This is a genomic window from Pseudonocardia abyssalis (assembly GCF_019263705.2).
In the GTDB taxonomy this organism is placed as follows: domain Bacteria; phylum Actinomycetota; class Actinomycetes; order Mycobacteriales; family Pseudonocardiaceae; genus Pseudonocardia; species Pseudonocardia abyssalis.
The window spans coordinates 5,055,612-5,077,434 of record NZ_JADQDK010000001.1 but is presented as its reverse complement, the minus strand read 5'-3'; the positions used below and the strand labels follow the sequence as shown (position 1 = coordinate 5,077,434).

The window sequence follows — 21,823 nt, the reverse complement described above, 5'->3', positions numbered from 1 at the left end:
GTCAGAACCCCGAACTCAGGGGCAGGACGTCGAGCCCCGCACGCACGGTCTGCCGGGTCTCGCCGAGGCCCTCGCCGCGCAGCGAGACGACGTCACCGGGCTGGAGCCAGCGGCTGAACCCGGCCAGGTCGGGGGTGTCGACGTGCTCGAGCAGGCACCCGCCCGGGATGGTGCCCGAACCCAGCACCGCACCCGGGGTGATGTCGGTGCCGCGGGACACGAACGCCACGACCTCGCCGAAGCTCCAGTCCATCTGCGCGAGCGTGCCGCGGGTCAGCTCCTTCCCGTTGACCTCCGCGGAGAGCTCGAACGTGAAACGCCCGTCCCGCCGATGGGGCTCGAGCTCGTCGACGGTGACCAGCGCGGGGCCGAGCGTGATCGCGCTGTCCTTGCTCTTGCCCATCCCGATGCCCTGGGCGGAGTCGCGCAGCTGGATGTCGCGGGCGCTCCAGTCGTTGTAGAGGGTGTAGCCGACGATGTGCTCCTCGGCCCGTGCCGGGTCCAGGTCCCGGCCGCCGCGACCGATCACCGCGCCCACCTCCAGCTCGAGGTCGAACATCGAGCAGCCCGGGGAGATGGGGACGTCGTCGTAGGGGCCGACGATCCCGTCGGCGTTGGCGAAGTAGAAGGCCGGGGTCTGGTACCAGGCGGGATGCAGATCGCCGTCGCGACCAAGCGCCCGGTAGCCCGCTCGCAGGTGGTCGAGAAAGCACAAGCAGTCACGGACCGATGGCGGGCGGGGAAGCGGAGCCCGCAGGACGACGTCGGCGAGGTCGCGGACCTCGTGGGGGTCGCGCAGCGCGCCCTCGCCGGCCTCGGCCAGCTGCCCGTCGGTCAGCAGGCCGAGCAGCGTCGTTCCCGGGGCGAGCCCGCGGACGGAGTCCTCGGCCAGTACTCCTGTGCGGGCGCCGTCCCCGGCGTCGTAGGTGACCCACTTCATGGGTGATCTCCGTTCGTCTGGTTCACAAGGGGTTCTGGTCTCCGGTCGCGGCGGGCTTCGACGGTGTGCGCGCTGCGCAGCGCGGCCTTACGGACCTTGCCGACGCTCGTCCGGGGCAGCTCGTCGCGGACGACGACCTCGGCGGGAACCTTGAAGCGGGCCAGGCGTTCGTGACACCACGCGATGACGTCGGCCGGCTCCAAAATGGCACCCGGCCGCGCGACGACGTGAGCGACGACCACCTCGTCGAGGACGGGGTCCGGCACGCCGTGCACGGCGCACTCGAGCACATCGGGATGGTCGTTGACGACCCGCTCGACCTCACCGGCGGAGATGTTCTCCCCGGCACGCTTGATCATGTCCTTGGCGCGGTCGACGAAGTAGCCGCTACCCTGCTCGTCGATCCTGACGAGGTCGCCGGTGTGCAGCCACCCGTCGGCAAGGAGCTCTGCGGTCTCCGCGGGCCGGTCGTGATACCCCGCGGTGACGTCGCGTCCCGGCTCACCCCCGACCAGCAGCTCGCCGGCCGCTCCAGGCGGGACGTCGCGTCCGGCCGGGTCGACAACGCGGATCCGCACGCCGGGCAGCGGCCGCCCGATGGAGTCCCAGCGCCGACCGTCGCCGACCGGGTTGACGAACGGAGGAGTGATCGTCTCGGTCATGCCGTAGAGCTGCACGAGTGGGGCGGCGAACCGCGACTCGAACGTCCGTGCCTGCTCGTCGGCGAGGTTCTGGGCGAACAGCACGGCCCGCAGGGCGTTCGCCCCGTCGTCGGCGGGATCGGATCGCGCGAGGATCATCCGGACAGGTGCGGCGAAGAGGCTGGCCAGGGTGGGCCCCAGGTCGCGGGCCTGCCGCGGCCACGCCGTAGCCGAGAAGCGCTGCGTCAGCGCGACGGACGCGCCGACGGTCAGCGCCGACATGAGGCAGTAGTACTGGGCGTTGGCGTGGAACAGCGGCAGTGTGACCAGCCACCGGTCGGCCGCAGTGAGGGCGAGGTGCGCCGCCATCGCCGACCCGACCGCGACGTAGTTCTCGTGGGAGACGAGCACCCCCTTGGGCAGGCTCGTCGTACCGGAGGTGTACATGATCGCGGCGGTTCCGTGGCGCGGTGTTCGTGCCGGGAGCCTCGACGGCTCCGTCGCGAGGTCGGCGACCGCGACGACCGGAACTCCGCCGGCCTGGCCCACCGGGTCCTCCAGCCCCGGTCCTGCAACGGATACCCGGGCACCGGAGTCCGTGAGCTGGTGGCGCAGCTCGGTCGGGGTGGAGAGTGGGCTGACCGGGACGAGCACAGCGGCCAGCGCGGCACAGCCGAAGAGGACGTCGAGGAACTCAGGCCGGTTGTCCATGACCACATGCACCCGGTCACCCGCGCCGACTCCGTGCGCGGACAGCACCGCGGCGGCAGCCCCGGCCCGGCCGAGCTGTTGTGCGTAGGTCCGCTCCGTGCGGGTGCCGTCCGCGGCCTCGTGGACCAGGAACACCCGCGCGGCGTCTGCGGCGTGCCGCGACAAGAGCGCGAGTACGTCGCCGGTCACGGATGGGCCCGGACGAGTGTGGTGTCGACGCCCAGCGGGCCCAGCAGGGCGGCTCCGCCCGGCATCCCCAGGGGTGAGGTGAGCCCGGGAAGCAGTTCGGAAAAGAACGCCGCGTTGTCGGCCACGTGCTGATCCTGGCCGGCCACAGGCAGACGGTCGTTGAAGATCGCGGACACCGGGCACGCCGGCTCACAGTTCCCGCAGTCGATGCATTCGGCCGGGTTGATGTAGAGCTTGCGCTCGCCCTCGTAGATGCAGTCAACCGGGCACTCATCCACGCACGAGCGGTCGGTCTCGTCGATACAGGTCCCACCGATGACGAAAGGCACGTTCAGCTCCGGGTTCCCGTGAGGATCGATTGTTCGGTCGAGTGCCCGGGAACGACCTCGGCTGTCGGGTCAATCCAGACGCACGCGTTGTTCACAGCTGTCGCTGCCTCGGCGAAGCCCACGGCGATCAGCGGGACTTTGCCGGGGTAGGTCGCGATGTCCCCGGCGGCGTAGACCCCCGGGACCGCGGTGCGCATGTCCGTTCCGACGGGAACGTGCCGGTGGTCGCGGACGTCGAGGCCCCAGTCGAGTACTGGACCGAGCCGGGCAGTGAACCCGAGCGCGGCGACGATTTGCTGGCAGGGGACCACGACCGAGGCGCTGCGGCCGCGCACCGCGACCTCAAGGGTGCTCAGCCCCTGATCGCGACGACCGAGAACCGGGGTGGCGTCGGTCAGGATCCGTACGCCAAGTCGTTCCGCCTCGGCGACCGACGCCGCATGTGCCCGGAAGGCCGCGCGGCGGTGCACCAGCGTGACGGAGGCGGCCGCGGGGGCGAGCGTCGTGGCCCAGTCGAAGGCGCTGTCACCCCCGCCGACTACCACCACGTCCCGGCCCGCGTAGACACCGGGGTCCGGAACGAAGTAGGCGATGTCGTCGCCGGTGACGCCGCGCACCGGCGGCAGAGACCGCGGCGTGAAGTGACCGATCCCGGCCGCGATGATCACGGCTCGGGAACGGATCCGGCGCCCGGTGGATGTGCGCAGCACCAGTGCCTGGTCGGTTGGTTCAAGCTCCGCGGCCTGCTCACCGAACACATAACCGGGCCCGAACCGATCGGCCTGGCTGGTGAGCCGATCGACCAGTTCACGGCCTGTCACGGCAGGGAAACCGGCGACGTCAAAGATTTGCTTCTCCGGGTACAGCGCACTGATCTGTCCGCCCGGCTCCGGCAGCGCGTCGACAAGCACGGCGCGAAGGCCCCGGAATCCCGCGTAGTAGGCCGCGAATAGACCGGCCGGCCCGGCTCCGACGATGGCGAGGTCGACGTCGTGGACTGCCCCGTCGGCCGCGTCAGCCAAGGGGGTCCCCGTTCTCGTCGACGACCTCGATGACCGCCAGCGGGCAGGCGTCCTGCGCGTCGAGCACCTGGTCGAGTCGCTCGGCTGCTGGGTGAGGGTCGAGGAGGACCACCCAGCCGCGGCCGTCGGCCCCGAACACCTCGGGCGCCACGCGCCGGCATGCACCACTGCCTGCACACTGGTCCGCGAGCACCCGAACGGTCGGCCCGAATCCCAGGGGGCTCATAGGATCACCGGCCTGGTTTCCCATCCCCGCGCGATCGAATTCGTGGCCCGCCGCAGCGCCGGTGCCGTTCCCGGTCGAATACCTGGGAAGCTGCGCAGGATGTGCTCGAACACCACCTGGCCCTCCAGGCGGGCGAGGGGTGCACCGACGCAGAAGTGGATCCCGTGGAAGAACGAGAGGTGCTTGTTGTTCTCCCGGGACACGACGAGCGCATCAGGCTCGGTGAACCTGCGTGGATCGCGGTTGGCCGCCGCCGCGCCCGCCCAGACGATCGAGCCGGCCGGGATGACCCGGTCGCCGAGCGGGGTGTCGACCGCCGCCTTCCGCAGCACCCAGTGCAGCGGCGCGTCCAGCCGCAGGAACTCCTCGACGGCGTCCGGTACGAGCGACACGTCGTCCTGCAGCCCGCGCAGGACGGACGGATTGTCGAAGAGCAGGGTCAGGCCGGAGCCGATCAAGGTGGTTGTGGTCTCGTTGCCGGCCACCAGGAGCAGTGCCAGCTGCGCCAGGAGCTCGACGTCCCCCAGGTTGTCCCCGTCGATGGTCTTCGTCTGGACGAGGGTCGTGATCAGATCCTCGCGCGGCTCGACCTTGCGCGCCGCGACGAGTTCACCCAGGTAGTCGAACAGCTCGAGTGACGTCGTGATGGCTCGGTTTCGTTGCGCGCCGCGGATCATCGGGTCGAAGGTCGATGCGTAGGCGTAGGACCACTCTCGGAACCGGGGCCGCATATCGTCCGGAACGCCGAGGATCGCCGCGATGACTGCGACCGGCACGTCGGCGGCGAAGCCGGGCATGATGTCGAACTCCTCGCCGCGGGGGTAGCGGTCGATCAGCTCCGTCGTGATCCGTTCGACGATCGGCCGCCACGCCTCGATAGCCTGGGGGGTGAAAGCGTGGCGGAACGTGGAACGGATGCGCGTGTGCATCGGGGGGTCGGCGAACATGAAGAGCCGGGATGCGGCGTCGAGGAAGCGCAGGTGTTCAGACTCGCCCGCGTCGTGCCAACTGGGGGCCGAGTCGTAGAACAGGTCGCTGGAGAAGACCTTCGGGTTGCTGCCGACCTTCCGGGCGTCCGCGTACCGGGTGACGAGGTATCCCTGCATCACATCGGACCAGTGAACCCCGTCACCGATTTCCTGGAGCTCCGAGTAGGCCGGGTAGGGGTCCTGCAGCTCACCCCCGAACAGTGCGGCCATGAGCTGGTCCGCGCGGGGGGAGGACTGCCGTGGATCCGTACCGAGGTGGGTGGTCATGAGTTCTCCCATGTTGGTAGTGGTTGTCGGATCTGCCGGCGCGGATCACGCTGCAGACGGGCTCTTCGGACTAGCGTTGCGTCCGACGAACCCGACACAGGCGAACACCACACTGATGACCCCGAGGAACACCCAGCCGCTGTTCCAGCCGTAGACGGGCACGATCTGGCCGAAAACGAAGGGAACGATGAAGCCGCCGATGGCGGCCAGAGTGAACATGAGCCCGATCGCCGTACCAAGGTGCTCGTGCGGGGTCCTGGCCACCAGGGCTGGCACGGATGCCCAAGCCGCGTACTGCAGCAGCTGGAAGAAGCCGATTGCGATACCGATTGCCCACAGCCAGGGACCGGGGGCCACTGGGATCAGCAGCAGCAGCAAACCGTTGACGACAAGTGGGATGACTGCCAGGCCTCGCACGCCAGAGATTCGGTCGGCCCAGTATCCGCCGACAATGCTCCCAGGAATCCCGGCCAGACCGATCAGCGCTACGAGTAGGCCGGCCGACGCCGGGCTGAACCCGTGCTGGGTCACGGCATAGTCACTGAGCAGCTGCGATGCGGTGAAGTAGGCCCCATAGGCCCCGAGCAGGGCAATCCCGTAGATCCACAGGTCGCGGTGCAGCAGGGCCTTCCGCAGGCCGGACGTAGTTACGGTGACCCCGCTGAGGTTCACCGCGCCCGGAGGGGTTCGGAACCCGGCCGCTGTGACGACCGCGACGGCGATCCCGATCAGACCGCCGATGACCAGGCCGGCGTTCCAGCCGACCGCCGCCTGCACGAACACCCAGACGTAGAGTCCGACGGCGATCCCGACACTGAACCAGACCCCGGCGGCGATGCCGAGCGCCAGCGCGAGTTGTCTGCCCTCGAACCACACGACGAGGGCGCCGTAGGCGGCGGCGACGAAGATCGACGCACCAATCCCGGCGATCACGCGGCTCGTGGCCAGCAGCGCGTAGTCCGGTGCGATCCCCGACGTGACGCCCGCCAGCCCCTGCAACAGGACACCGAGTACCAATGTGCGTTTGAGGCCAAGCCTCGTGAGAACCATCCCGGCCGGGATGTGGGCGATCCCGTAGCCGACAACGAACAGCGAGATGAGCAGGGCCAGCTCGGGGATGCCGACCCCGAGGTCGACCGCCATCAGAGGGAAGGCCGGAGCCACGTTGAACCAGTTCAACGTCAGGCAGAAGAATCCCGCACTGACGATCGCCGCCATATACCAGCGCGCGGCGAGTGCGTCGGGCAGAGCCGCGGATCCTGACTGCGGAATGGAGGAGGAGGGGGAAGTGGGCATCGTCGACCGTCCGGATGGGAGGACTCGGCGGAGCCGAGCAGGTGAAACTACGGGGAGGAACACCGTTCGTGGGCGCGTACCGTCTGTCCAGTACGACGAACTGAAATAGAAGGAGTGACGGGTCCGCGGTGGGCTTCAATACGCGCCCGCGCCGGGTCAGGCGGTCGAGTCCTGCGGGAGTGGCTGGCCCTTTTCGCCACTGCGTTCGGCCAGGAAACCCTCACGCGCCGCGATACGCCCAAACACGCCGGCCTGGTCCGGCATGGGCAGGGCGTCGTCAAGCTGGTGGTAGACGTTCAGGACGTTCTGCACGATTCGGCCGCTCTCGGGCACACCGGCGTAGGGGCCGAGGTCGATGACCTCCACTGCTTGCTCGGGGGTGAGGCCGTCCTCGAACAGCTCGGTCGTTCGCGATTCGACGAACACGAGGTAGTCCCGCATAGCCACGACCGCAGACTTGTCCGTAACAGCCCCATGGCCAGGGACGATCGTTGTGACGTCCAGGTCCAGAATCAGGTCGCAGGCCGCTACCCACCGATTGAGGGGGCCGGCCCAGACCACGGGTGTCCCGCCGTTGAACAGGATGTCTCCGGTGTAGAGCAGCTGTGCGTCGGGAACGTAAACAAGAGTGTCACCCGCCGTATGGGCCGGGCCGACCTGAATCAGCTCGACCGGCCGACCTCCGATGTGAAGTGACATTCGGTCGACGAAGGTACGGGTCGGCGCCGTGGCGATGATCCCGTCGAACTGGAACGGCGCGAAGATGTGGCGCGCGAAGTCACCGGCCGGACCGTCGAGGGTCTTTAACCGCTGCAGCGATGCCACGGCATCCTGGGTGACGAGCTCGGCCGTGGCAACCGACCCAACGATCTCGGCGCCGCGGGCTGCGAGCAGCTGGTTGCCGAAGGTGTGATCCCCGTCGGAGTGGGTGTTGACGACGGTCGTGATGGGTCGGCCCTCGGTGATCGGCCCGAAGCCCGCCAGCATCTCCGCCGCCAGGTCGAGATCGAACAGCGTGTCCACCAGCAGCGACTCCCCCTCACCCACGATCAGGCCCGCGTTGCTCCAGCCCCAGCTGCCGTCCGGCAACATCCACGCATGGCAGTCGTGACCAAGGCCGACGGACCCGCGTGGGAAGGTCGATGGACTCACGAAGCTCTCCTTGTGGTCGGGCCCCTACGCTAGGTGCCGTGAGGTACGATCCGAATATCGGCATTTTGCTTAGCTTGTTTGCCGATATCGGGAGTGTGCGCGGACACAGGAAGGAAGTCAAGATGGCCGGTAGACGGAGACGGCAGGAGCTCGACGCTGTCGATCGCAGGCTTGTAGCCGAGCTCAAGCGGGATGGAAGGGCCCCGAACGTTGCCCTTGCCAAATCGCTGGGTGTTTCGGAGAAGACGGTTCGCCTACGCATCGCCCGCCTCCAGGACGCCGGAAAACTCCGAATTTCGGCAGAGCTGACCGAGGACGAGCCACGCAGCCGCATGATCTACCTGGTCAAGGCGCGGCCGGGGGAACGCATCGAAGTGGCGGAGTTCCTGGCCGCACAGCCAGGTGCCGAGATCGTGTACCTCACCACCGGTGCAGCCGACGTCATCGTCGTCGGAGCCTTCGACGACGACACCAGCGCACTGCGCTTCCAGGTGCAGACGATCGAGGGCCATGAAGGGGTGGCCTCGGCGGAGTCGTGCCACCTGATCACCAAGGCCGGGGTCAGCAATGGGACTGCCGGCGGCGCGGCGCCCGCTGTCGACCCCGAAGTACTGGCAACCGTCATGGGGCTCGCCCGCGGCGCCTCATTGGAAGAGCTGTCGCAGATTGTTTGCACGGTGGGAACGGCGGGACTCGGAGCGGATCGAGTGCTGGTCGTCATCGCCGACGACAGTGGCCGTCGGCCGTGGAGAGTGACTCGGTCCCACGGTATCTCGACTACCTACCTGAACGCCCTGGATCAACTGATTGATGATGGCCTGACCGACGGTGTCATCAAGAAGGTCTGGCAGACCCAGCTGCATATGCTCGTCACAGATGCCCGTACCGACCCGCTTTTTGCTGCCGCTCACGGACTGGTGCTTGCCGAGGGTTATGTATCTATCTTGACACTGCCGATGCTCTACGGCGATTCACTCGTCGCAAGCATCAGCCTCTACTATGACTCGAAGTACTCGTTTGACGAAACTTACGTTGCCACCGCCCAAGGTGCGGTCGACAGCTTGACGATCGGGATAGCACGCTCACTCGGCAAGGCGCCGTCCTTTAATGTCATTCAGCGCTGAAGCTCTAATCTCGACTACGCCACCCGCTAAACCATTCGTCGCGAAGCACACCGTTGAATGGTGCCGCATTTGCATCGTTCGTCTACAAATCTTCTCTACGCTAGAGCAGCAGCATCTAGGTCTCGTCGTCAGCGGTTGTTGATACAAGGTTCTCGAATACACCGTGCGAGCCCACCGGCGCCACTCTCGGGCAACGGCCCGAGCTGATTTCGGAATACTGCGGAATGCGTCGCAACCGAGGCAAGCTGGGAGTGCACGCTCTAGCGATCGGTCCTACTGATGGGTCAAATGAGTATCTAAAAAGGCGACTAGCTGCGTCTACATCTGAACACCGTCCCTCCCACTAAAGCGTCGCTCAGTCATCAAGATCGATACATTGCACAAGCTGCTTTCGGCCAATCATTTTCTGCGCGTTATGAGGGCATCGATGATGCCGGGCCCATGGGCAGCGCCCATGCCGTGCTGCGCACCGGACTGCGGCGGGGAGAACTCGCACCAGGCGGCCAGCCGGGTCGACGATGATCATGCCCGGCGGCTCGACGAGCTGCCCGCCGGGTGGCCGGGTGAGATCAGCTGGTGAGACGCGTAGCGGTTTCGAGCGCGCAGAGCTCGCCGGGACGATCCGCGAGATGGGGCACCTCCGGCTCGACCACCCGGTCTCGCCGGGGCAGGAGACAGGACCGGCACCGCGCAGTCGCCTCGGCCACCCTGCCCACGGCTGGTCCATCGGAACGCCCTCGGACGACCTCGCCTTCGCCCGTCCTGGTCGTCGGAGCCGGGAAGCACCGGCCCCGGTGGGCGTGGGGGCGTGGCGTTCCTCCTCGGACGACCGTGACTGGGCGCGATCCGCGTTCTCGCACGCAGGAGACCGAGGCGCCGCCCCTCCCCGCGGCGACGCCACGCGGCCCTCACGTTACTTCCATCCACCCGCCATACTATGCGGTATGGTATGGTCGGCTCATGAGCCTGGACAGCCCGTCGGCCGGAAGGCCGGAGACTGATGTCGACGTGATGATCGTCGGGGCCGGTCCGACCGGGCTGGCCCTGGCGGTTGACCTGGTCCGGCGGGGAGTCGAGGTGGCGCTGATCGAGGAGGCGCCGGCGCTGCCCCGCGAGTCCCGAGGCAAGGGCCTGCAACCCCGAACCATGGAGGTGCTGGAGGACCTCGGCGTGGTCGACGCGATCCTGGCGCACGGCGAGGCGCGGCAGGATATCTCGCTCTACTGCGACGGCCGGCGTGTCGCGCGGCTGCCCGCCGGCCTGGCCCGGTCGCGCTCGGACCTGCCGTATCCGAACATCGTGATGATCCCTCAGTGGTGCACGACCGCAGTTCTCGCGGACCGTCTCCGGGAACTCGGCGCCGTGGTGCGGTTCGGTACCCGGCTCGAGTCCTTCACCGTGGACAACCAGGCCGTGCGCGCCGTATCGACCTCGCCGGACGGCGGCCGCGTCGAGGTGACGGCCCGCTTCCTCGTCGGCTGCGACGGCGGGCACAGCCTGGTGCGTCGCATCCTCGGCCTCGAGTTCGCCGGGACCTCCGACGAGGCGCGGTGCTACCTGCTCGGCGACGTCACCGTTCCCGGGTGGGAGCCCGAGGTTGGGGGTGCCGTGCGCTCGCACGCCTGGTTCGGAGTCGACGGGTCGTTCCTTGGCCTCGCGGGTCTCCCCGGGGCCGCGCAGTGGCAGATCGGGGCGAGCGTCCCCGTCGACGACGCCGTCGAGCCGACTCTCGGGTCGCTGCAGCGGCTGTGGGACGAGCGCACCGGCCACCACGAGGTCCGCCTCGCCGCGGCGACCTGGCTGTCGAACTTCCGGGTCAATGTCCGCATGGTCGACACCTATCGCCGAGGCCCGGTCTTGCTCGCGGGCGATGCCGCGCATGTGCACCCGCCCACCGGGGGCCAGGGCATGAACACCGGGATCCAGGACGCCTACAACTTGGGCTGGAAGCTCGCCGCCTGCCTCGACGGCCACGACGACGCCTTGCTGGACAGCTACCAGGCCGAACGCCTGCCGGTCGCCCGGCGCGCGCTGAAGCAGAGCACCGACATCCTCGACGTGGTCACCAACCGCAACCCGCTCGTCCGGTTCGCTGTGCACCGCCTGCTCCTGCCGATGCTCAGCCGCCCCGCGCTCAACCGCCTGCTCACCGCCCGGGTGTCCCAGATCGACATCGGCTACCGGGACGGGCCCCTCGCGGAGGGCCGGTCGGTCGGCGGCAGGGTGCGCGCGGGCGACCGTGCGCCCGACGCCCACCTCGTCGATGCGACCGGACGGCCGCTACGGCTGTTCGACCTGCTCCGCGGGCCGCACTGGACCCTTCTGCTCGTCGGTGAGGCGGCCGCTCAACACCTCGACGTCGAGGTCCTGCCGGACGACGTCCACGCTGTCATGATCGCCGACCCTCAGCCGACGTCGTTCCCGGGCCGGGTCGTCGGCGACCGTGGTCGGAGCTTCCGCCGGTCGTACCGGGCGCGGCCCGGCACCGCCGTGCTGATCCGTCCCGACGGCTATGTCCGCCGGTGCATGACGGCGCCTCGCGCCGACGCGGTGACCGCGAGTCTCGGCGTCGATCGAGCGGCCGGGCCGGACGAGACCCGTCGACCAGGCGGGGGCCGATTCCGGCACACGATGCGAGGAGTCCCGAGATGATCCAGCCCTGGTGGCCGCTCGCCCTGCTGGCCGCTACCCAGCTCGGTGATGCGGCGATGTGTCTGAAACCGATCGACTTCATCCGACAGTGCCTCACCGACGTCCACTTCCCGGTGCGGTTCTGGAAGGTGCTGCCCCCACTGAAGGCCGGCGCCGCGACCGGGCTCGTGATCGGGATCTGGGTGCCGCCGTTGGCGGTGCTCGTCTGCGCGGCGCTGGTGGGCTACTTCGTCCTCGCGGTCGTGGCGCATCTCCGCGCTCGTGACTTCGGCCGCGCCCTCTTCCTGAACGCGACCGGGATGCTGGTCCTCTGCTCGGCGACGCTCGTCTTCACCCTCCTGGCTGGGTGACCGACCGGTCAGACGTGGGGGAGCAGGTCCGGCAGCAGGTCGAAGAGCGCCTGCCGGCTCGCGCTGTCGAGGGGTGGGTGGACCGAGCCGGCGCCGATCAGGAGCAGGTGCGGCAGCAGCGCCGCGGCGTGCGCGCGAGAGGGGTCGGCGACGACGCGCCGCCACAGCGCCTCGAGGAACTCCAGCCGCGCCCGGTCGATCCGCTCGACGGTGTCGCCCGCCTCGCGGTGTCCGACCGCCCACGCCCGCAGGGCGCGGTCGAGGTCGGCATCGACCAGCTCGTCCAGCCGCGCGGGGAGTGAGCGCAGCGCGTCGACCGGGGTGAGCGCCGCCAGCTCGGTCGACACGGCGCCCAACAGGGCGACCTGCATCTGCTCGAGACGCTCGAGCAGCGCCGCGCGGTAACCGCCGATCCCGCTGAAGTGGTGGTGGAAGGAGCCCTTCGACAGCCCCACCCGAACGGCCAGCCGGTCGATCCGCACAGCGTCGGGTCCTTCGTCGGCCAGGGCGGCGGCGCCCGCGCTCAGCCACAGGTCACGTGTCGACACCCCATCACCATGCCATACGGTATGGCCCAGCGTTCGCTAGGCGAGCTCGGGCAGCGCCGCGGGGTCGGGGCTGTAGGCAACCATCCAGGTCGGTTCGATCCGGTAGTAGCTCACCTCGGTCCAGACGAAGGCCTCCGGTCCGTAGTGGTCCTTGAGGTAGTCGAGGGCCGCCGGCCAGCGTGGGTCCTCCGGACCGCTCGGCGGGTTGAGCGGGCGCGCCCGGCCGTGGACGAAGACGCCGAGGGTGTCTCCGCGCATGTGGGCCACGCTGACCGCGGGTCGAGCCGTGAGGTGGCGGGCCTTGGCGGCCGAGGGGGCGGTGCCGACCAGCCATTCTCCGTGGAAGAGGTGTCCGTCCACCCCACTGACCCGGGGCTCGCCCGCCCGGGTCACGGTGGCCAGCGCGAGCGTGCACATCCCGCTCACCACGCGGACGAGCTGCTCCGCGTCGAGCGTCCGCTCACCGGGGGTGACGATGCTCTGCAGGTGCGGGGTGGACTTCCGGACCGAGGCGTCCAGCAGCTCCTGAAGGCGGCTGAGCTCGGCGGCGGTCTCGAACATGACTCTCCTGTCGTCGTCGGACGGGGTCGGGCAGGGTCGGTCCCGGGAGGTGTCGGCGCAGGTGACGGGCGGTCACCGTGTCGGCGGTCGCGACCTCCTGCGGGGTGCCCGCGGCCACCACGGACCCACCGTGGCGCCCCGCCCCGGGGCCCAGATCGATGATCCAGTCCGACGCGGCGGCCACGCCGAGGTCGTGTTCGGCGAGGACCACGGTGTTGCCCGCCGTGACCAGGTCGTCGACCACGTCCACGAGCCGCTGGGTGTCGGCGGGGTGCAGACCGGCGGTGGGCTCGTCCAGCACGACCAGCCCGCGTGTCCGTCCCGTGGCGCCGCGCTGGATCGCGGCGGCGAGCTTGAGGCGCTGAGCCTCGCCACCGGAGAGCTCGGTGGCGCTCTGGCCGAGCTGCAGGTAGCCGAGCCCGACGTCGGCGAGTGCGGTGAGGACGCGGCCGAGCTGCTCGGGACCGGTGAGCCGGTCGACGGCCTCGGCGACGGTCAGGCCGAGGACCTCGTCGATCGTCAGCCCCGCGTACCGGACGACCGACGCCTCCGGTCGATAGCGTCGACCCTCGCAGGCCGGGCACACGACCCACACGTCCGGGAGGAAGTGCATGTCCACGAGGGTCCGGCCGTACCCGGCGCAGGCGGTGCACCGGCCACCGTCCGCGGCGTTGAACGAGAACCACGAGGCCGTGAGCCCCCGGTCCCGGGCGGCCGGGGTGGCGGCGAACAGGGCGCGCAGGAGGTCGAAGGCTTTGCTGTACGTGGCAGGGTTCGACCGGGGAGTGCGCCCGATGGGCTCCTGGTCGACGACGGTCACCCAGCCGATCGGTCCGACCCCCTCAAGCCGGTCGGTGCCGGTCGTGCGGTCCACGCCGCGACGTCCGTCGACGGCCGCGGCGACGCCCTCGGCGAGGGCGACGAGCAGGCTGCTCTTGCCGCTGCCGCTGACCCCGGTCAGACACGTCAACCGCCCCAGCGGCAGGCCCACCCGGTCGACCTCGAGGGAGTGCACCCGTATCCCGTGCAGGGTGAGCCAGGAGGTGTCGGCGTCGATGCGCCGCCGGTCGCGCCGCAGATGGTGACCGCGCTCGGCGAGGTGGCGGCCGGTCACCGATCCGGCCTCGGCGGCCAACCCGGCAGGCGGGCCGGAGAACACGACGGAGCCACCGTGGCGCCCGGCGCCCGGGCCCATGTCGACGACCCAGTCGGCACGGGCGATCACCTCCGGATCGTGCTCGACCAGGACCACCGTGTTGCCGGCGGCGCACAGCTGCCGCGCGATGTCGGACAGGTGGTCCTTGTCGGCGGGGTGCAGCCCGCTCCCCGGCTCGTCGAGGACGAAGGTGATCCCGCTCAGCTCGGTGCTCAGCTGTCCGGCCAGCCGCGTGCGTTGCCGCTCACCGCCGGACAACGAGGTCGCCGTCCGCGAGAGCTGGAGATGGGCGAGGCCGAACCGGCAGGTCAGCTCGAGGCGGCGGTCGAGATCGTCGAGCAACGGCGCCCCCACCTCCCGGTGGGCGTGCCGGAGGCCTCGGCGCACGAGGTCGCTCCACTCGCGGACCTCCCACAGCTCTCGGTCGACGAGGTCGACGTAGGTGACCCCGCCCAGGGTGATCGTGCGGGCGTCCTCGCCGAAGCCGGTGCCGCCACAGCCGGGGCAGGACGTGGTGCGCAGGTAGCGGAGATAGCGCTGCTTGGCCGTGGCGGTCGTGGCCTGCGCGAACACCCTCTCGACCTCGGCCAGCGCGCCCCGCAGCGGCTTGGTCGTCGTGTAGGTCCAGGACGCGGTCTCGTTCTTGTTGGGCATGTCGACGGTCGCCTCGACGCCCTCGTCGCCGGTACCGTGCAGCACCTCGTGGCGGAAGCGCTCGGGGAGCGCCTCCCACGGCTGGGCGAGATCCACGCGGCGCATCGCCGCGAGCGCCGGGACGAAGGCGTGCTCCCCGGACCGCCACTTCGCGAACCAGGGCGACGCGCCGTCGAGCAGCGGCAGGTCCGGCCGCGTGATGATCGACTCCTCCGACGCCCGCCACCGTCCGCCTGCGCCGTGACACTCGCGGCACCGACCCTCGGCCGCGTGCCGGTCGAAGTGTGTCGTCGAGAGGGGTCGTCCGAGGTCCGCGGTGAGGCCGGGGAGCCGGGAGTACAGCAGGCCGAGGTACCCGTCGATGCCGGTCAGGGTGGCGATGGTGGACCGGGGGCTGGTGCTGAGCCTGCGTTGGTCGACGGCGAGGGTGGCCGTGAGCCCGCCGATCCGGTCCACCTGCGGCCGGCTCCGTTGCGTAAGGTACTGACGGACGAACGGCGACAGCCCTTCCAGGTAGCGCAGCTGTGCCTCCGCGTGGAGAGTGTCGATCGCCAACGACGTCTTGCCGCTCCCGCTCACCCCCGTGACGGCGACGACCCTCCCCTTCGGGATGCGCACCGAGACGTCGCGGAGGTTGTGCGTCCTGGCCCCGACGATCTCGATCGCCTCGTCAGGACCCTGGAGCCGATCCGGTCCCGCGGCCATGTCCCGCTCTCCCTCTCTCATGCGCGCGCACGGCGTTCAGACGGCACGAGCAGGCCCACGATCTCGGTGATGCTGTCGGTCAGGTACTCCTCCAGCGGGACCGACCGTCGGAACAACCACCAGATCAGCGCCCCCTGCCACTGCGAGGCCAGGACGCGGCCGATCTGATCCGGAGCGTCCGGCGTCGAGGAGAAGCAGTCGTCCAGGGCCTCGACGAGGGCGCTCTCCCAGGCCACCCCCCGTTCCCGCAGCACCGGATCCCGCAGGTCCTCGCGCAGGAGTAGTAGGCCGCTCCCCTCGTAGTCCGGCCGCTCGTGTCCTCGTGAGAGCCCGACGAGGAACTCGACCGCGCCGGCGGCCGTCCTGGGGACCGTCGCGGCGAGCTCCGCCGTCAGGTCGTCGAGCTGGTCCCACGCCTGCAGCAGGGCTCGGCGACCGAGCTCCGGCTTCGCGCCGAAGCGCTGCACGAGAGTCGCCGCGGAGAGCCCGGACCGTGCTGCGAGAGCCGCGAACGTCAGCCCCTCGACACCGCCTTCGCGGAGGAGAGCCAACGCCGCGTCGAGGACTTGCTCGTCGGACTGCGACTTCCTGCGGGGCACGGTCCGATTATAACCGAATGCTTGTTTATATTCAGCTCGATGTCACCGACCGCACCATGCCGGGTCGTCCACAGGGTGATGCGGCACGCCTCGTGGCGTGGGGCCCGCTGCCGCACGATGCTCGTTCGGTAGGGCTGGCTGCGTGGGTTGGGACGTCATCCCCGCGAGCTGTCCAGGCTGGGCGGGCTGGGCAGTGGATCCGGCGCATACCGGCCGTGTCCTGCGAGGAGCGCGCATTCGTGGCCTCCCCCGTGGCTCGGTCGGAGTTCTCGAACGCCACGACCACTCGGGACGCGTCGAACGTCGACCCAGCAAGCCCCGTCGCCCGCACCGCCTGCGCCGCATCCTCGCCCCGGTACATCCGTCGCGACGTCAGATGACCGACGTACGGCGGATCCAGGCCATCGACGAGGACACGCACCGGCGCCAATGATCTTCATCGTGGCACGGTTCATGGCAGGAGATGCAGGCTCGCGGAGCCCGCGCGGCCTGAACCACCTACCGAACCGCGGTCAACCGAAGTCTGGTCAGTCCCAGTTTGCCGAGTCCGCTCAGGTGTTGGAGGGCGGGGCGTAGAGGGCGGTGAGCAGGTGCACGGCAATCGGGGTCGCGGGGTGCGGGGCGTCGCGCCACCAGGTTAGGTGCACCGGGATCGGCGGGGCGTCACGCACCGGGCGGTAGACGACTCCCGGGCGGGCGTACTGGTGCGCGGTGGCCTCGGCGGTGATGCCGACACCGTGGCCGGCCGCGATCTCGGCGAGCCAGTCGTCCACTTCATGGATGTCGACGGTCTTCGGTCGCGCGTCCTGCGGCCACATCTCGGCGGTCGTGGTGCCGGTACGGCGGTCCACGAGCAGCGGGCGTCCTGCGATCTCGGCCAACGTCACACTGCGCCGCCGCGCCCATGGGTCGTCGGCGGCCACAGCGCATAACCGTCGTTCCCGACCCACGACCACGGAGTCGAACCGGTGATCCTCGACCGGTACGCGCACCACGGCGACGTCGCACGCCCCCTCGGCGAGCCCGCCGGTGACGGAGCTGGTTCGCACTAGCCTCAGATCGACGTCGGGCGCGGCGACCGGCCAACGGCGCTGGAACGTCACGGTGTGGCGACCCATCGCCGACCAGGCGTACCCCAGGCGCAGCCGGGAAAGACCGGAGACCGCATCCCGGACCAGCTCGTCGGCCCCGGCCAGCAGCCGCCGAGCACGGGCCAGTACGCGCGTACCGGCCGCGGTGGGCACGACGCTCCGGGAGGTCCGGTTCAGCAGCCGCACCCCCAGCTCGGACTCCAACGACGCAAGTGTGCGCGACACAGCCGCCTGGGAGAGTCCCAGCTCGATCGCGGCGTCGGTGAACGTCCCGGTCTCGACGATCGCGACGAGGCAGCGCAGGTGCCGCAGTTCCATCACGTCACCGTATCGATGCGTCAGACGCATGGACCGGCGTCCGGACGCATTATGGGCACGACCGTGCGGTCCTCAGGATCAGGCCCATGCAGCGGACCGGAGTGGCGATGATGACGGGCAGCGCACTGTCCAACCAGGTCGGAGCCGCGATCGGAGCACTGGCGTTCCCCGTGATCGGCCCCGTAGGAGTTGTGGCGGTGCGGCAGTGGATCGGCGCGGCGGTGTTGCTGAGTGCTGGGCGGCCCCGGGTGCGAGCCTTCACGTGGTCGCAGTGGTGGCCGGTCCTGACGCTGGGAGCGGTGTTCGCGACCATGAACGTCTCCCTGTACTCCGCGGTCGACCGGCTCGGCCTCGGTCTGGCGGTGACACTGGAGTTCCTCGGCCCGTTGGCGGTCGCGCTGGCCACGTCGCGTCGCCGGATCGACCTGGGCTGCGCACTGGTCGCGACAGCAGCCGTGGTGATCCTGAGCCGTCCCCAGCCCAGTACCGACCGGGTCGGCATCGCGTTCGGCCTGCTCGCCGCGGCGTGCTGGGCGGCCTACATCCTGCTCAACCGCCTGGTCGGGGCCCGGTTGCCCGGTGCGGAGGGCCCGGCGGCGGCATCGGCGCTCTCGGCACTGCTGTTCGTGCCGGTGGGGATCGTCGTGCTGCTGGCGCACCCGCCGACCCCGGTCGCCCTCGCCTGCGCCGCCGCCGCGGGGGTGCTCTCCTCCGCGGTGCCGTTCCTGGTCGACATGCTCGCCCTGCGGCGGGTCCCCGCCCACACCTACGGGATCTTCATGAGCGTCAACCCGGTGCTCGCGGCCGTCGTGGGCGTGGGCGTGCTGGGCCAAGCCCTCGGCTGGACCCAGTGGCTGGCGATCGCCGCGGTCGCCGGGGCGAACGTGGTCAGCGGACGATTCCGCACCCGGACCTGCAGAAACGTCTCCAGGTCCGACACCCGCAGTGCCCGCTGAACCCGTGACATGACCGCCACTCCCTCTGATTCGACAACGATCGACCTGGGCGTTGCGCTCTGGATCGACGCCTGTCAAGGTAGAAGCATGTCGAAGCAAGAGCGGATGCTCGTCGAGCTGGCCGACCAGGTGGAGTGTTGTTCCCCGTTGGTTCGCGAGCCGCTGGCACCGGGCCAGGCGGTCGAGCTGGCGAGGGTGTTCAAGGCGCTGGGTGATCCGGTCCGGCTGCGGCTGGCGTCGCTGATCGCCTCCCATGACGGTGGTGAGGCGTGCGTCTGCGATCTCACCGACGCCTTCGAGCTGTCCGGCCCGACGATCTCGCACCACCTCAGGGTGCTGCGCGAGGCGGGCCTGATCACCGGGGAGCGCCGAGGCACGTGGGTGTACTACCGCATCCAGCCCGACGCCCTGCGGCGGCTCTCGGCCGTCCTGGTGCTCGACGACACCGCGGCCGTGACCGCATGACCGCCACCCCGCAGACCGATGCGCCGGTCGTCGCCCGACTCTCCACCCTGGACCGGTTCCTGCCGGTCTGGATCATCGCCGCGATGGTTCTCGGGCTCGTCGCCGGGCGGTTGATCCCCGGCCTGGGTGCCGCGCTCGGGGCGGTCGCGATCGACGGGGTCTCCCTGCCGATCGCGATCGGGTTGCTGGTGATGATGTACCCGGTGCTGGCGAAGGTGCGCTACGACCGCCTCGACACCGTCACCGGCGACCGTCGGCTGCTCGGCGCGTCGCTGGTCCTGAACTGGGTCCTGGGCCCGGCGCTGATGTTCGCCCTGGCCTGGCTGATGCTGCCCGATCTCCCCGAGTACCGCACCGGCCTGATCATCGTCGGGCTCGCCCGCTGCATCGCCATGGTCATCATCTGGAACGACCTGGCGTGCGGGGACCGCGAGGCCGCGGCGGTGCTGGTCGCGCTGAACTCGGTGTTCCAGGTGTTCGCGTTCGCCGTGCTCGGCTGGTTCTACCTCACGGTGCTGCCCGGCTGGCTCGGCCTGCCGCAGGCCGACCTGGACGTGTCCCCGTGGCAGATCGCGGTGTCGGTGCTGATCTTCCTGGGTGTCCCGTTGGTGGCGGGCTACCTGTCGCGCCGGCTGGGGGAGCGGGCGAAGGGCCGGGAGTGGTACGAGTCGAAGTTCCTGCCCGTGATCGGCCCGTTCGCGCTCTACGGCCTGCTGTTCACCATCGTCGTGTTGTTCGCGCTGCAGGGCGACGCGATCATCTCGCGGCCGTTCGACGTGGCCCGGATCGCGCTGCCGCTGCTGGTGTACTTCGCCGTCATGTGGGCCGGGTCCTACGCGCTGGGCAAGGCGATCGGCCTGTCCTACGAGCGGACCACGACGCTGGCGTTCACCGCGGCGGGCAACAACTTCGAGCTCGCCATCGCCGTCGCGATCGCGACGTTCGGTGTCACCTCCGGGCAGGCGCTGGCCGGGGTGGTGGGGCCGCTGATCGAGGTCCCCGTGCTCGTCGGCCTGGTCTACGTCTCGCTCGCCCTGCGCCGCCGCTGGCGCTCCGGCGCCGACCGTTCCACCACCTGAGCCCCGCTCCGTCCACCAGCCCGTCCGGAAGCCCCCTGAGGAAGAAGGCCGTCGTGACCAGCACCTGGCACCGCGACACCCTGTCCATCGACCAGCGACTCGCCCTGAAGACCGCCGCGGGCAACCTCGCCCGGCAGTTCGACGGCACCTTCGGCACGGAGACCATCGAACGGTTCCTGCATGCCTCCTACGACGAGTTCGCCGGCCGCGCGGTCGTGCTCAACTACCTGCCGCTGCTCGCGGAGAAGTTCGCCCGCCAACAGCTGCGGGCCCTGGCCAAGATCGAGGGCCGCAGCGGCGACGACCGGCCGGTGGTGCTGTTCCTGTGCACCCACAACGCCGGCCGCTCGCAGATGGCGTTGGGCTTCTTCACCCACCTCGCAGGCGACCGGGCCATCGCCTGGTCCGGCGGGTCCGAACCCGGCACGTCGGTCAACCCGGCCGCGGTCGCCGCCATGGCCGAGCGGGGGATCGACATCTCCGCGGAGTACCCGAAGCCCTGGACCGACGAGATCGTCCGCGCTGCGGATGCGGTGATCACCATGGGATGCGGTGACGCCTGCCCGGTGTTTCCCGGGCGCCGCTACGAGGAATGGGTCCTCGACGACCCCGCCGGACTCGCCGTCGACGACGTCCGACCCATCCGTGACGAGATCGAGCGCCGGGTCCGGGTGCTGCTCGCCGAGCTCGTCCCAGCCGCACGATGACCGAGGATTCGATGACCGTCCCCGAGGTGTTGTTCGTCTGCGTCCACAACGCCGGTCGCTCGCAGATGGCCGCCGCCCTGCTGGCGCACCACGCCGCGGGCTCGGTGCGGGTCACCTCCGCCGGGTCCGCACCCGCCGACACCGTCAACCCCGCCGTCCGCGAGGTCATGTCCGAGATCGGGCTGGACCTGTCGCACGAGATCCCGAAGAAGCTGTCCACCGACGCCGTCGAGGCCGCCGACGTCGTGATCACCATGGGCTGCGGCGACGCCTGCCCGGTCTTCCCCGGCAAGCGGTACCTCGACTGGGACCTCACCGACCCCGCAGGCAAGGCGGCAGCGGAGATCCGCCCGATCCGCGACGACATCGACGCCCGTGTGCGCGGGCTCCTGGCCGAGCTGACCGCCCGATGACCCCGTCGGTGCTGTTCGTCTGCGTCCGCAACGGCGGCAAGTCCCAGATGGCGGCCGGGCTGATGCGCCACGCCGCGGACGGACGGGTCGTCGCCCACTCCGCGGGGACCCGGCCCGGTTCGTCGATCAACGCGCTCTCGGTGCAGGTGCTCGCCGAGGTCGGCGCCGACATGTCCGGCGAGGTTCCGAAGCCCGTCGATCCGGCGCTTCTCGCAGGTGTCGATGTCGTGGTGACGCTGGGCCGCGAGGCACAGCTCGACGTCCCTCCCGGCACCGACCTGCGCAACTGGGACACCGACGAGCCCTCCGAGCGGGGCATCGACGGCGTCGAGCGGATGCGCCTGGTCCGCGACGACATCGACGGCCGCGTTCGGCAGCTGCTGCACGAACTCGTCCCGGTCCAGGGCACGTAGCGGCCCGTCAGGCGGCGTTCGGCGTCCGCGGAATGCTGCCCGCCGCGAGGACGGCGGCGACTGCGGCGATGACGGCCAGCAGGGCGAACACCAGTGGGTAGCCGCCCAGCGCGGTGGCCAGGACCGCGCCGGCCCAGGGGGACAGCGCGGTCGCGATCCGGCCGCCGTGGGTCGACCCCCAGCGGTCGCTGATCGCGGTGGCCTGCAGCAGGGTGAAGACCCCTCGGGTCGCGCCGGCGAGCATCGAGCACGTACAACACCCAGCTGGTG

The 21,823-nt window shown here is 70.0% G+C and carries 23 protein-coding genes; 9 read left to right on the top strand and 14 right to left on the bottom strand.

Annotated elements, in window-relative coordinates; all coding sequences use genetic code 11:
• Nucleotide 1 precedes the first annotated feature (1 nt).
• From I4I81_RS24895 to I4I81_RS24860, 8 genes are all read right to left on the bottom strand, one after another.
• Entirely contained in the window at nt 2-940 is a 939-nt protein-coding gene (locus I4I81_RS24895; RefSeq protein ID WP_218602709.1) for a fumarylacetoacetate hydrolase family protein, read from the bottom strand.
• The gene (locus I4I81_RS24890) at nt 937-2,481 is read right to left on the bottom strand and encodes a class I adenylate-forming enzyme family protein (RefSeq protein ID WP_218602708.1); all 1,545 of its coding nucleotides are present in this window, start codon (nt 2,479-2,481) and stop codon (nt 937-939) included. The genes I4I81_RS24895 and I4I81_RS24890 overlap by 4 nt, the downstream gene beginning before the upstream one ends.
• A complete protein-coding gene (fdxA, locus tag I4I81_RS24885; protein WP_218602707.1) occupies nt 2,478-2,810 on the bottom strand; it encodes a ferredoxin in 333 nt (110 codons plus the stop codon). The genes I4I81_RS24890 and fdxA overlap by 4 nt, the downstream gene beginning before the upstream one ends.
• Nucleotides 2,811-2,812: 2 nt before the next feature.
• Entirely contained in the window at nt 2,813-3,832 is a 1,020-nt protein-coding gene (locus I4I81_RS24880; RefSeq protein ID WP_218602706.1) for an NAD(P)/FAD-dependent oxidoreductase, read from the bottom strand.
• Entirely contained in the window at nt 3,825-4,058 is a 234-nt protein-coding gene (locus I4I81_RS24875) for a ferredoxin (protein ID WP_218602705.1), read from the bottom strand. Before I4I81_RS24875 ends, I4I81_RS24880 begins: the two co-directional genes overlap by 8 nt.
• Entirely contained in the window at nt 4,055-5,257 is a 1,203-nt protein-coding gene (locus I4I81_RS24870; RefSeq protein ID WP_218602704.1) for a cytochrome P450, read from the bottom strand. Before I4I81_RS24870 ends, I4I81_RS24875 begins: the two co-directional genes overlap by 4 nt.
• Nucleotides 5,258-5,359: 102 nt before the next feature.
• On the bottom strand, nt 5,360-6,610 hold the full coding sequence (locus tag I4I81_RS24865) for an MFS transporter (protein ID WP_218602703.1): 1,251 nt from the start codon (nt 6,608-6,610) through the stop codon (nt 5,360-5,362).
• Between the two features lie 156 nt (nt 6,611-6,766).
• On the bottom strand, nt 6,767-7,762 hold the full coding sequence (locus I4I81_RS24860) for an MBL fold metallo-hydrolase (RefSeq protein ID WP_226363557.1): 996 nt from the start codon (nt 7,760-7,762) through the stop codon (nt 6,767-6,769).
• A 38-nt stretch (nt 7,763-7,800) separates the two neighbouring features.
• Here I4I81_RS24860 and I4I81_RS24855 point away from each other — a divergent pair, with 38 nt between their 5' ends.
• From I4I81_RS24855 to I4I81_RS24845, 3 genes are all read left to right on the top strand, one after another.
• Complete coding sequence (locus I4I81_RS24855; RefSeq protein WP_218602702.1) at nt 7,801-8,886, top strand: AsnC family transcriptional regulator; 1,086 nt, start codon at nt 7,801-7,803, stop codon at nt 8,884-8,886.
• An 831-nt stretch (nt 8,887-9,717) separates the two neighbouring features.
• A complete protein-coding gene (locus I4I81_RS24850) occupies nt 9,718-11,538 on the top strand; it encodes an FAD-dependent monooxygenase (RefSeq protein WP_226363556.1) in 1,821 nt (606 codons plus the stop codon).
• Entirely contained in the window at nt 11,535-11,888 is a 354-nt protein-coding gene (locus tag I4I81_RS24845) for a DoxX family protein (RefSeq protein WP_218602700.1), read from the top strand. The genes I4I81_RS24850 and I4I81_RS24845 overlap by 4 nt, the downstream gene beginning before the upstream one ends.
• Nucleotides 11,889-11,896: 8 nt before the next feature.
• Here I4I81_RS24845 and I4I81_RS24840 read toward each other — a convergent pair whose 3' ends face one another.
• The 5 genes from I4I81_RS24840 to I4I81_RS24820 form a co-directional block, all read right to left on the bottom strand.
• Nucleotides 11,897-12,436: a TetR/AcrR family transcriptional regulator gene (locus I4I81_RS24840; protein ID WP_218602699.1), complete on the bottom strand. Its 540-nt coding sequence runs from the start codon at nt 12,434-12,436 to the stop codon at nt 11,897-11,899.
• A gap of 36 nt (nt 12,437-12,472) precedes the next feature.
• The gene (locus I4I81_RS24835) at nt 12,473-12,997 is read right to left on the bottom strand and encodes a pyridoxamine 5'-phosphate oxidase family protein (protein WP_218602698.1); all 525 of its coding nucleotides are present in this window, start codon (nt 12,995-12,997) and stop codon (nt 12,473-12,475) included.
• Entirely contained in the window at nt 12,897-15,512 is a 2,616-nt protein-coding gene (locus I4I81_RS24830; protein WP_218602697.1) for an excinuclease ABC subunit UvrA, read from the bottom strand. Before I4I81_RS24830 ends, I4I81_RS24835 begins: the two co-directional genes overlap by 101 nt.
• Nucleotides 15,513-15,529: 17 nt before the next feature.
• Complete coding sequence (locus tag I4I81_RS24825) at nt 15,530-16,111, bottom strand: TetR/AcrR family transcriptional regulator (protein WP_218602696.1); 582 nt, start codon at nt 16,109-16,111, stop codon at nt 15,530-15,532.
• A gap of 551 nt (nt 16,112-16,662) precedes the next feature.
• On the bottom strand, nt 16,663-17,520 hold the full coding sequence (locus tag I4I81_RS24820; RefSeq protein WP_218616369.1) for a LysR family transcriptional regulator: 858 nt from the start codon (nt 17,518-17,520) through the stop codon (nt 16,663-16,665).
• Nucleotides 17,521-17,606: 86 nt separating this feature from the next.
• On the opposite strand from I4I81_RS24820, the gene I4I81_RS24815 reads away from it, so the two are divergent.
• From I4I81_RS24815 to I4I81_RS24790, 6 genes are all read left to right on the top strand, one after another.
• Entirely contained in the window at nt 17,607-18,476 is an 870-nt protein-coding gene (locus I4I81_RS24815) for an EamA family transporter (RefSeq protein ID WP_225924689.1), read from the top strand.
• Between the two features lie 87 nt (nt 18,477-18,563).
• Nucleotides 18,564-18,941 carry an ArsR/SmtB family transcription factor gene (locus tag I4I81_RS24810; protein WP_218605198.1) on the top strand — a complete coding sequence of 126 codons (378 nt, stop codon included), beginning with the start codon at nt 18,564-18,566 and terminating at the stop codon, nt 18,939-18,941.
• A complete protein-coding gene (gene arsB, locus I4I81_RS24805; RefSeq protein ID WP_218605197.1) occupies nt 18,938-20,020 on the top strand; it encodes an ACR3 family arsenite efflux transporter in 1,083 nt (360 codons plus the stop codon). The genes I4I81_RS24810 and arsB overlap by 4 nt, the downstream gene beginning before the upstream one ends.
• A gap of 53 nt (nt 20,021-20,073) precedes the next feature.
• Complete coding sequence (locus tag I4I81_RS24800; protein WP_218605196.1) at nt 20,074-20,727, top strand: arsenate reductase ArsC; 654 nt, start codon at nt 20,074-20,076, stop codon at nt 20,725-20,727.
• A gap of 11 nt (nt 20,728-20,738) precedes the next feature.
• On the top strand, nt 20,739-21,140 hold the full coding sequence (locus I4I81_RS24795; protein WP_218605195.1) for an arsenate reductase ArsC: 402 nt from the start codon (nt 20,739-20,741) through the stop codon (nt 21,138-21,140).
• Nucleotides 21,137-21,553: an arsenate-mycothiol transferase ArsC gene (locus I4I81_RS24790; protein WP_218605194.1), complete on the top strand. Its 417-nt coding sequence runs from the start codon at nt 21,137-21,139 to the stop codon at nt 21,551-21,553. Before I4I81_RS24795 ends, I4I81_RS24790 begins: the two co-directional genes overlap by 4 nt.
• Before the next feature lie 7 nt (nt 21,554-21,560).
• Here I4I81_RS24790 and I4I81_RS24785 read toward each other — a convergent pair whose 3' ends face one another.
• The gene (locus I4I81_RS24785) at nt 21,561-21,797 is read right to left on the bottom strand and encodes a hypothetical protein (protein ID WP_218605193.1); all 237 of its coding nucleotides are present in this window, start codon (nt 21,795-21,797) and stop codon (nt 21,561-21,563) included.
• Nucleotides 21,798-21,823: the final 26 nt, after the last annotated feature.

Excerpts from the sequence above, each read along its gene's own strand:
- I4I81_RS24820 (WP_218616369.1), bottom strand. The coding sequence starts at position 17,520 with ATGGAACTGCGGCACCTGCGCTGCCTCGTCGCGATCGTCGAGACCGGG.
- I4I81_RS24845 (WP_218602700.1), top strand. The coding sequence starts at position 11,535 with ATGATCCAGCCCTGGTGGCCGCTCGCCCTGCTGGCCGCTACCCAGCTC.
- I4I81_RS24810 (WP_218605198.1), top strand. The coding sequence starts at position 18,564 with ATGTCGAAGCAAGAGCGGATGCTCGTCGAGCTGGCCGACCAGGTGGAG.
- I4I81_RS24815 (WP_225924689.1), top strand. The coding sequence starts at position 17,607 with ATGCAGCGGACCGGAGTGGCGATGATGACGGGCAGCGCACTGTCCAAC.
- I4I81_RS24830 (WP_218602697.1), bottom strand. The coding sequence starts at position 15,512 with ATGGCCGCGGGACCGGATCGGCTCCAGGGTCCTGACGAGGCGATCGAG.
- I4I81_RS24835 (WP_218602698.1), bottom strand. The coding sequence starts at position 12,997 with ATGTTCGAGACCGCCGCCGAGCTCAGCCGCCTTCAGGAGCTGCTGGAC.
- I4I81_RS24870 (WP_218602704.1), bottom strand. The coding sequence starts at position 5,257 with ATGGCCGCACTGTTCGGGGGTGAGCTGCAGGACCCCTACCCGGCCTAC.
- I4I81_RS24795 (WP_218605195.1), top strand. The coding sequence starts at position 20,739 with ATGACCGTCCCCGAGGTGTTGTTCGTCTGCGTCCACAACGCCGGTCGC.
- I4I81_RS24790 (WP_218605194.1), top strand. The coding sequence starts at position 21,137 with ATGACCCCGTCGGTGCTGTTCGTCTGCGTCCGCAACGGCGGCAAGTCC.
- I4I81_RS24895 (WP_218602709.1), bottom strand. The coding sequence starts at position 940 with ATGAAGTGGGTCACCTACGACGCCGGGGACGGCGCCCGCACAGGAGTA.
- I4I81_RS24785 (WP_218605193.1), bottom strand. The coding sequence starts at position 21,797 with ATGCTCGCCGGCGCGACCCGAGGGGTCTTCACCCTGCTGCAGGCCACC.
- arsB (WP_218605197.1), top strand. The coding sequence starts at position 18,938 with ATGACCGCCACCCCGCAGACCGATGCGCCGGTCGTCGCCCGACTCTCC.
- I4I81_RS24875 (WP_218602705.1), bottom strand. The coding sequence starts at position 4,058 with ATGAGCCCCCTGGGATTCGGGCCGACCGTTCGGGTGCTCGCGGACCAG.
- I4I81_RS24865 (WP_218602703.1), bottom strand. The coding sequence starts at position 6,610 with ATGCCCACTTCCCCCTCCTCCTCCATTCCGCAGTCAGGATCCGCGGCT.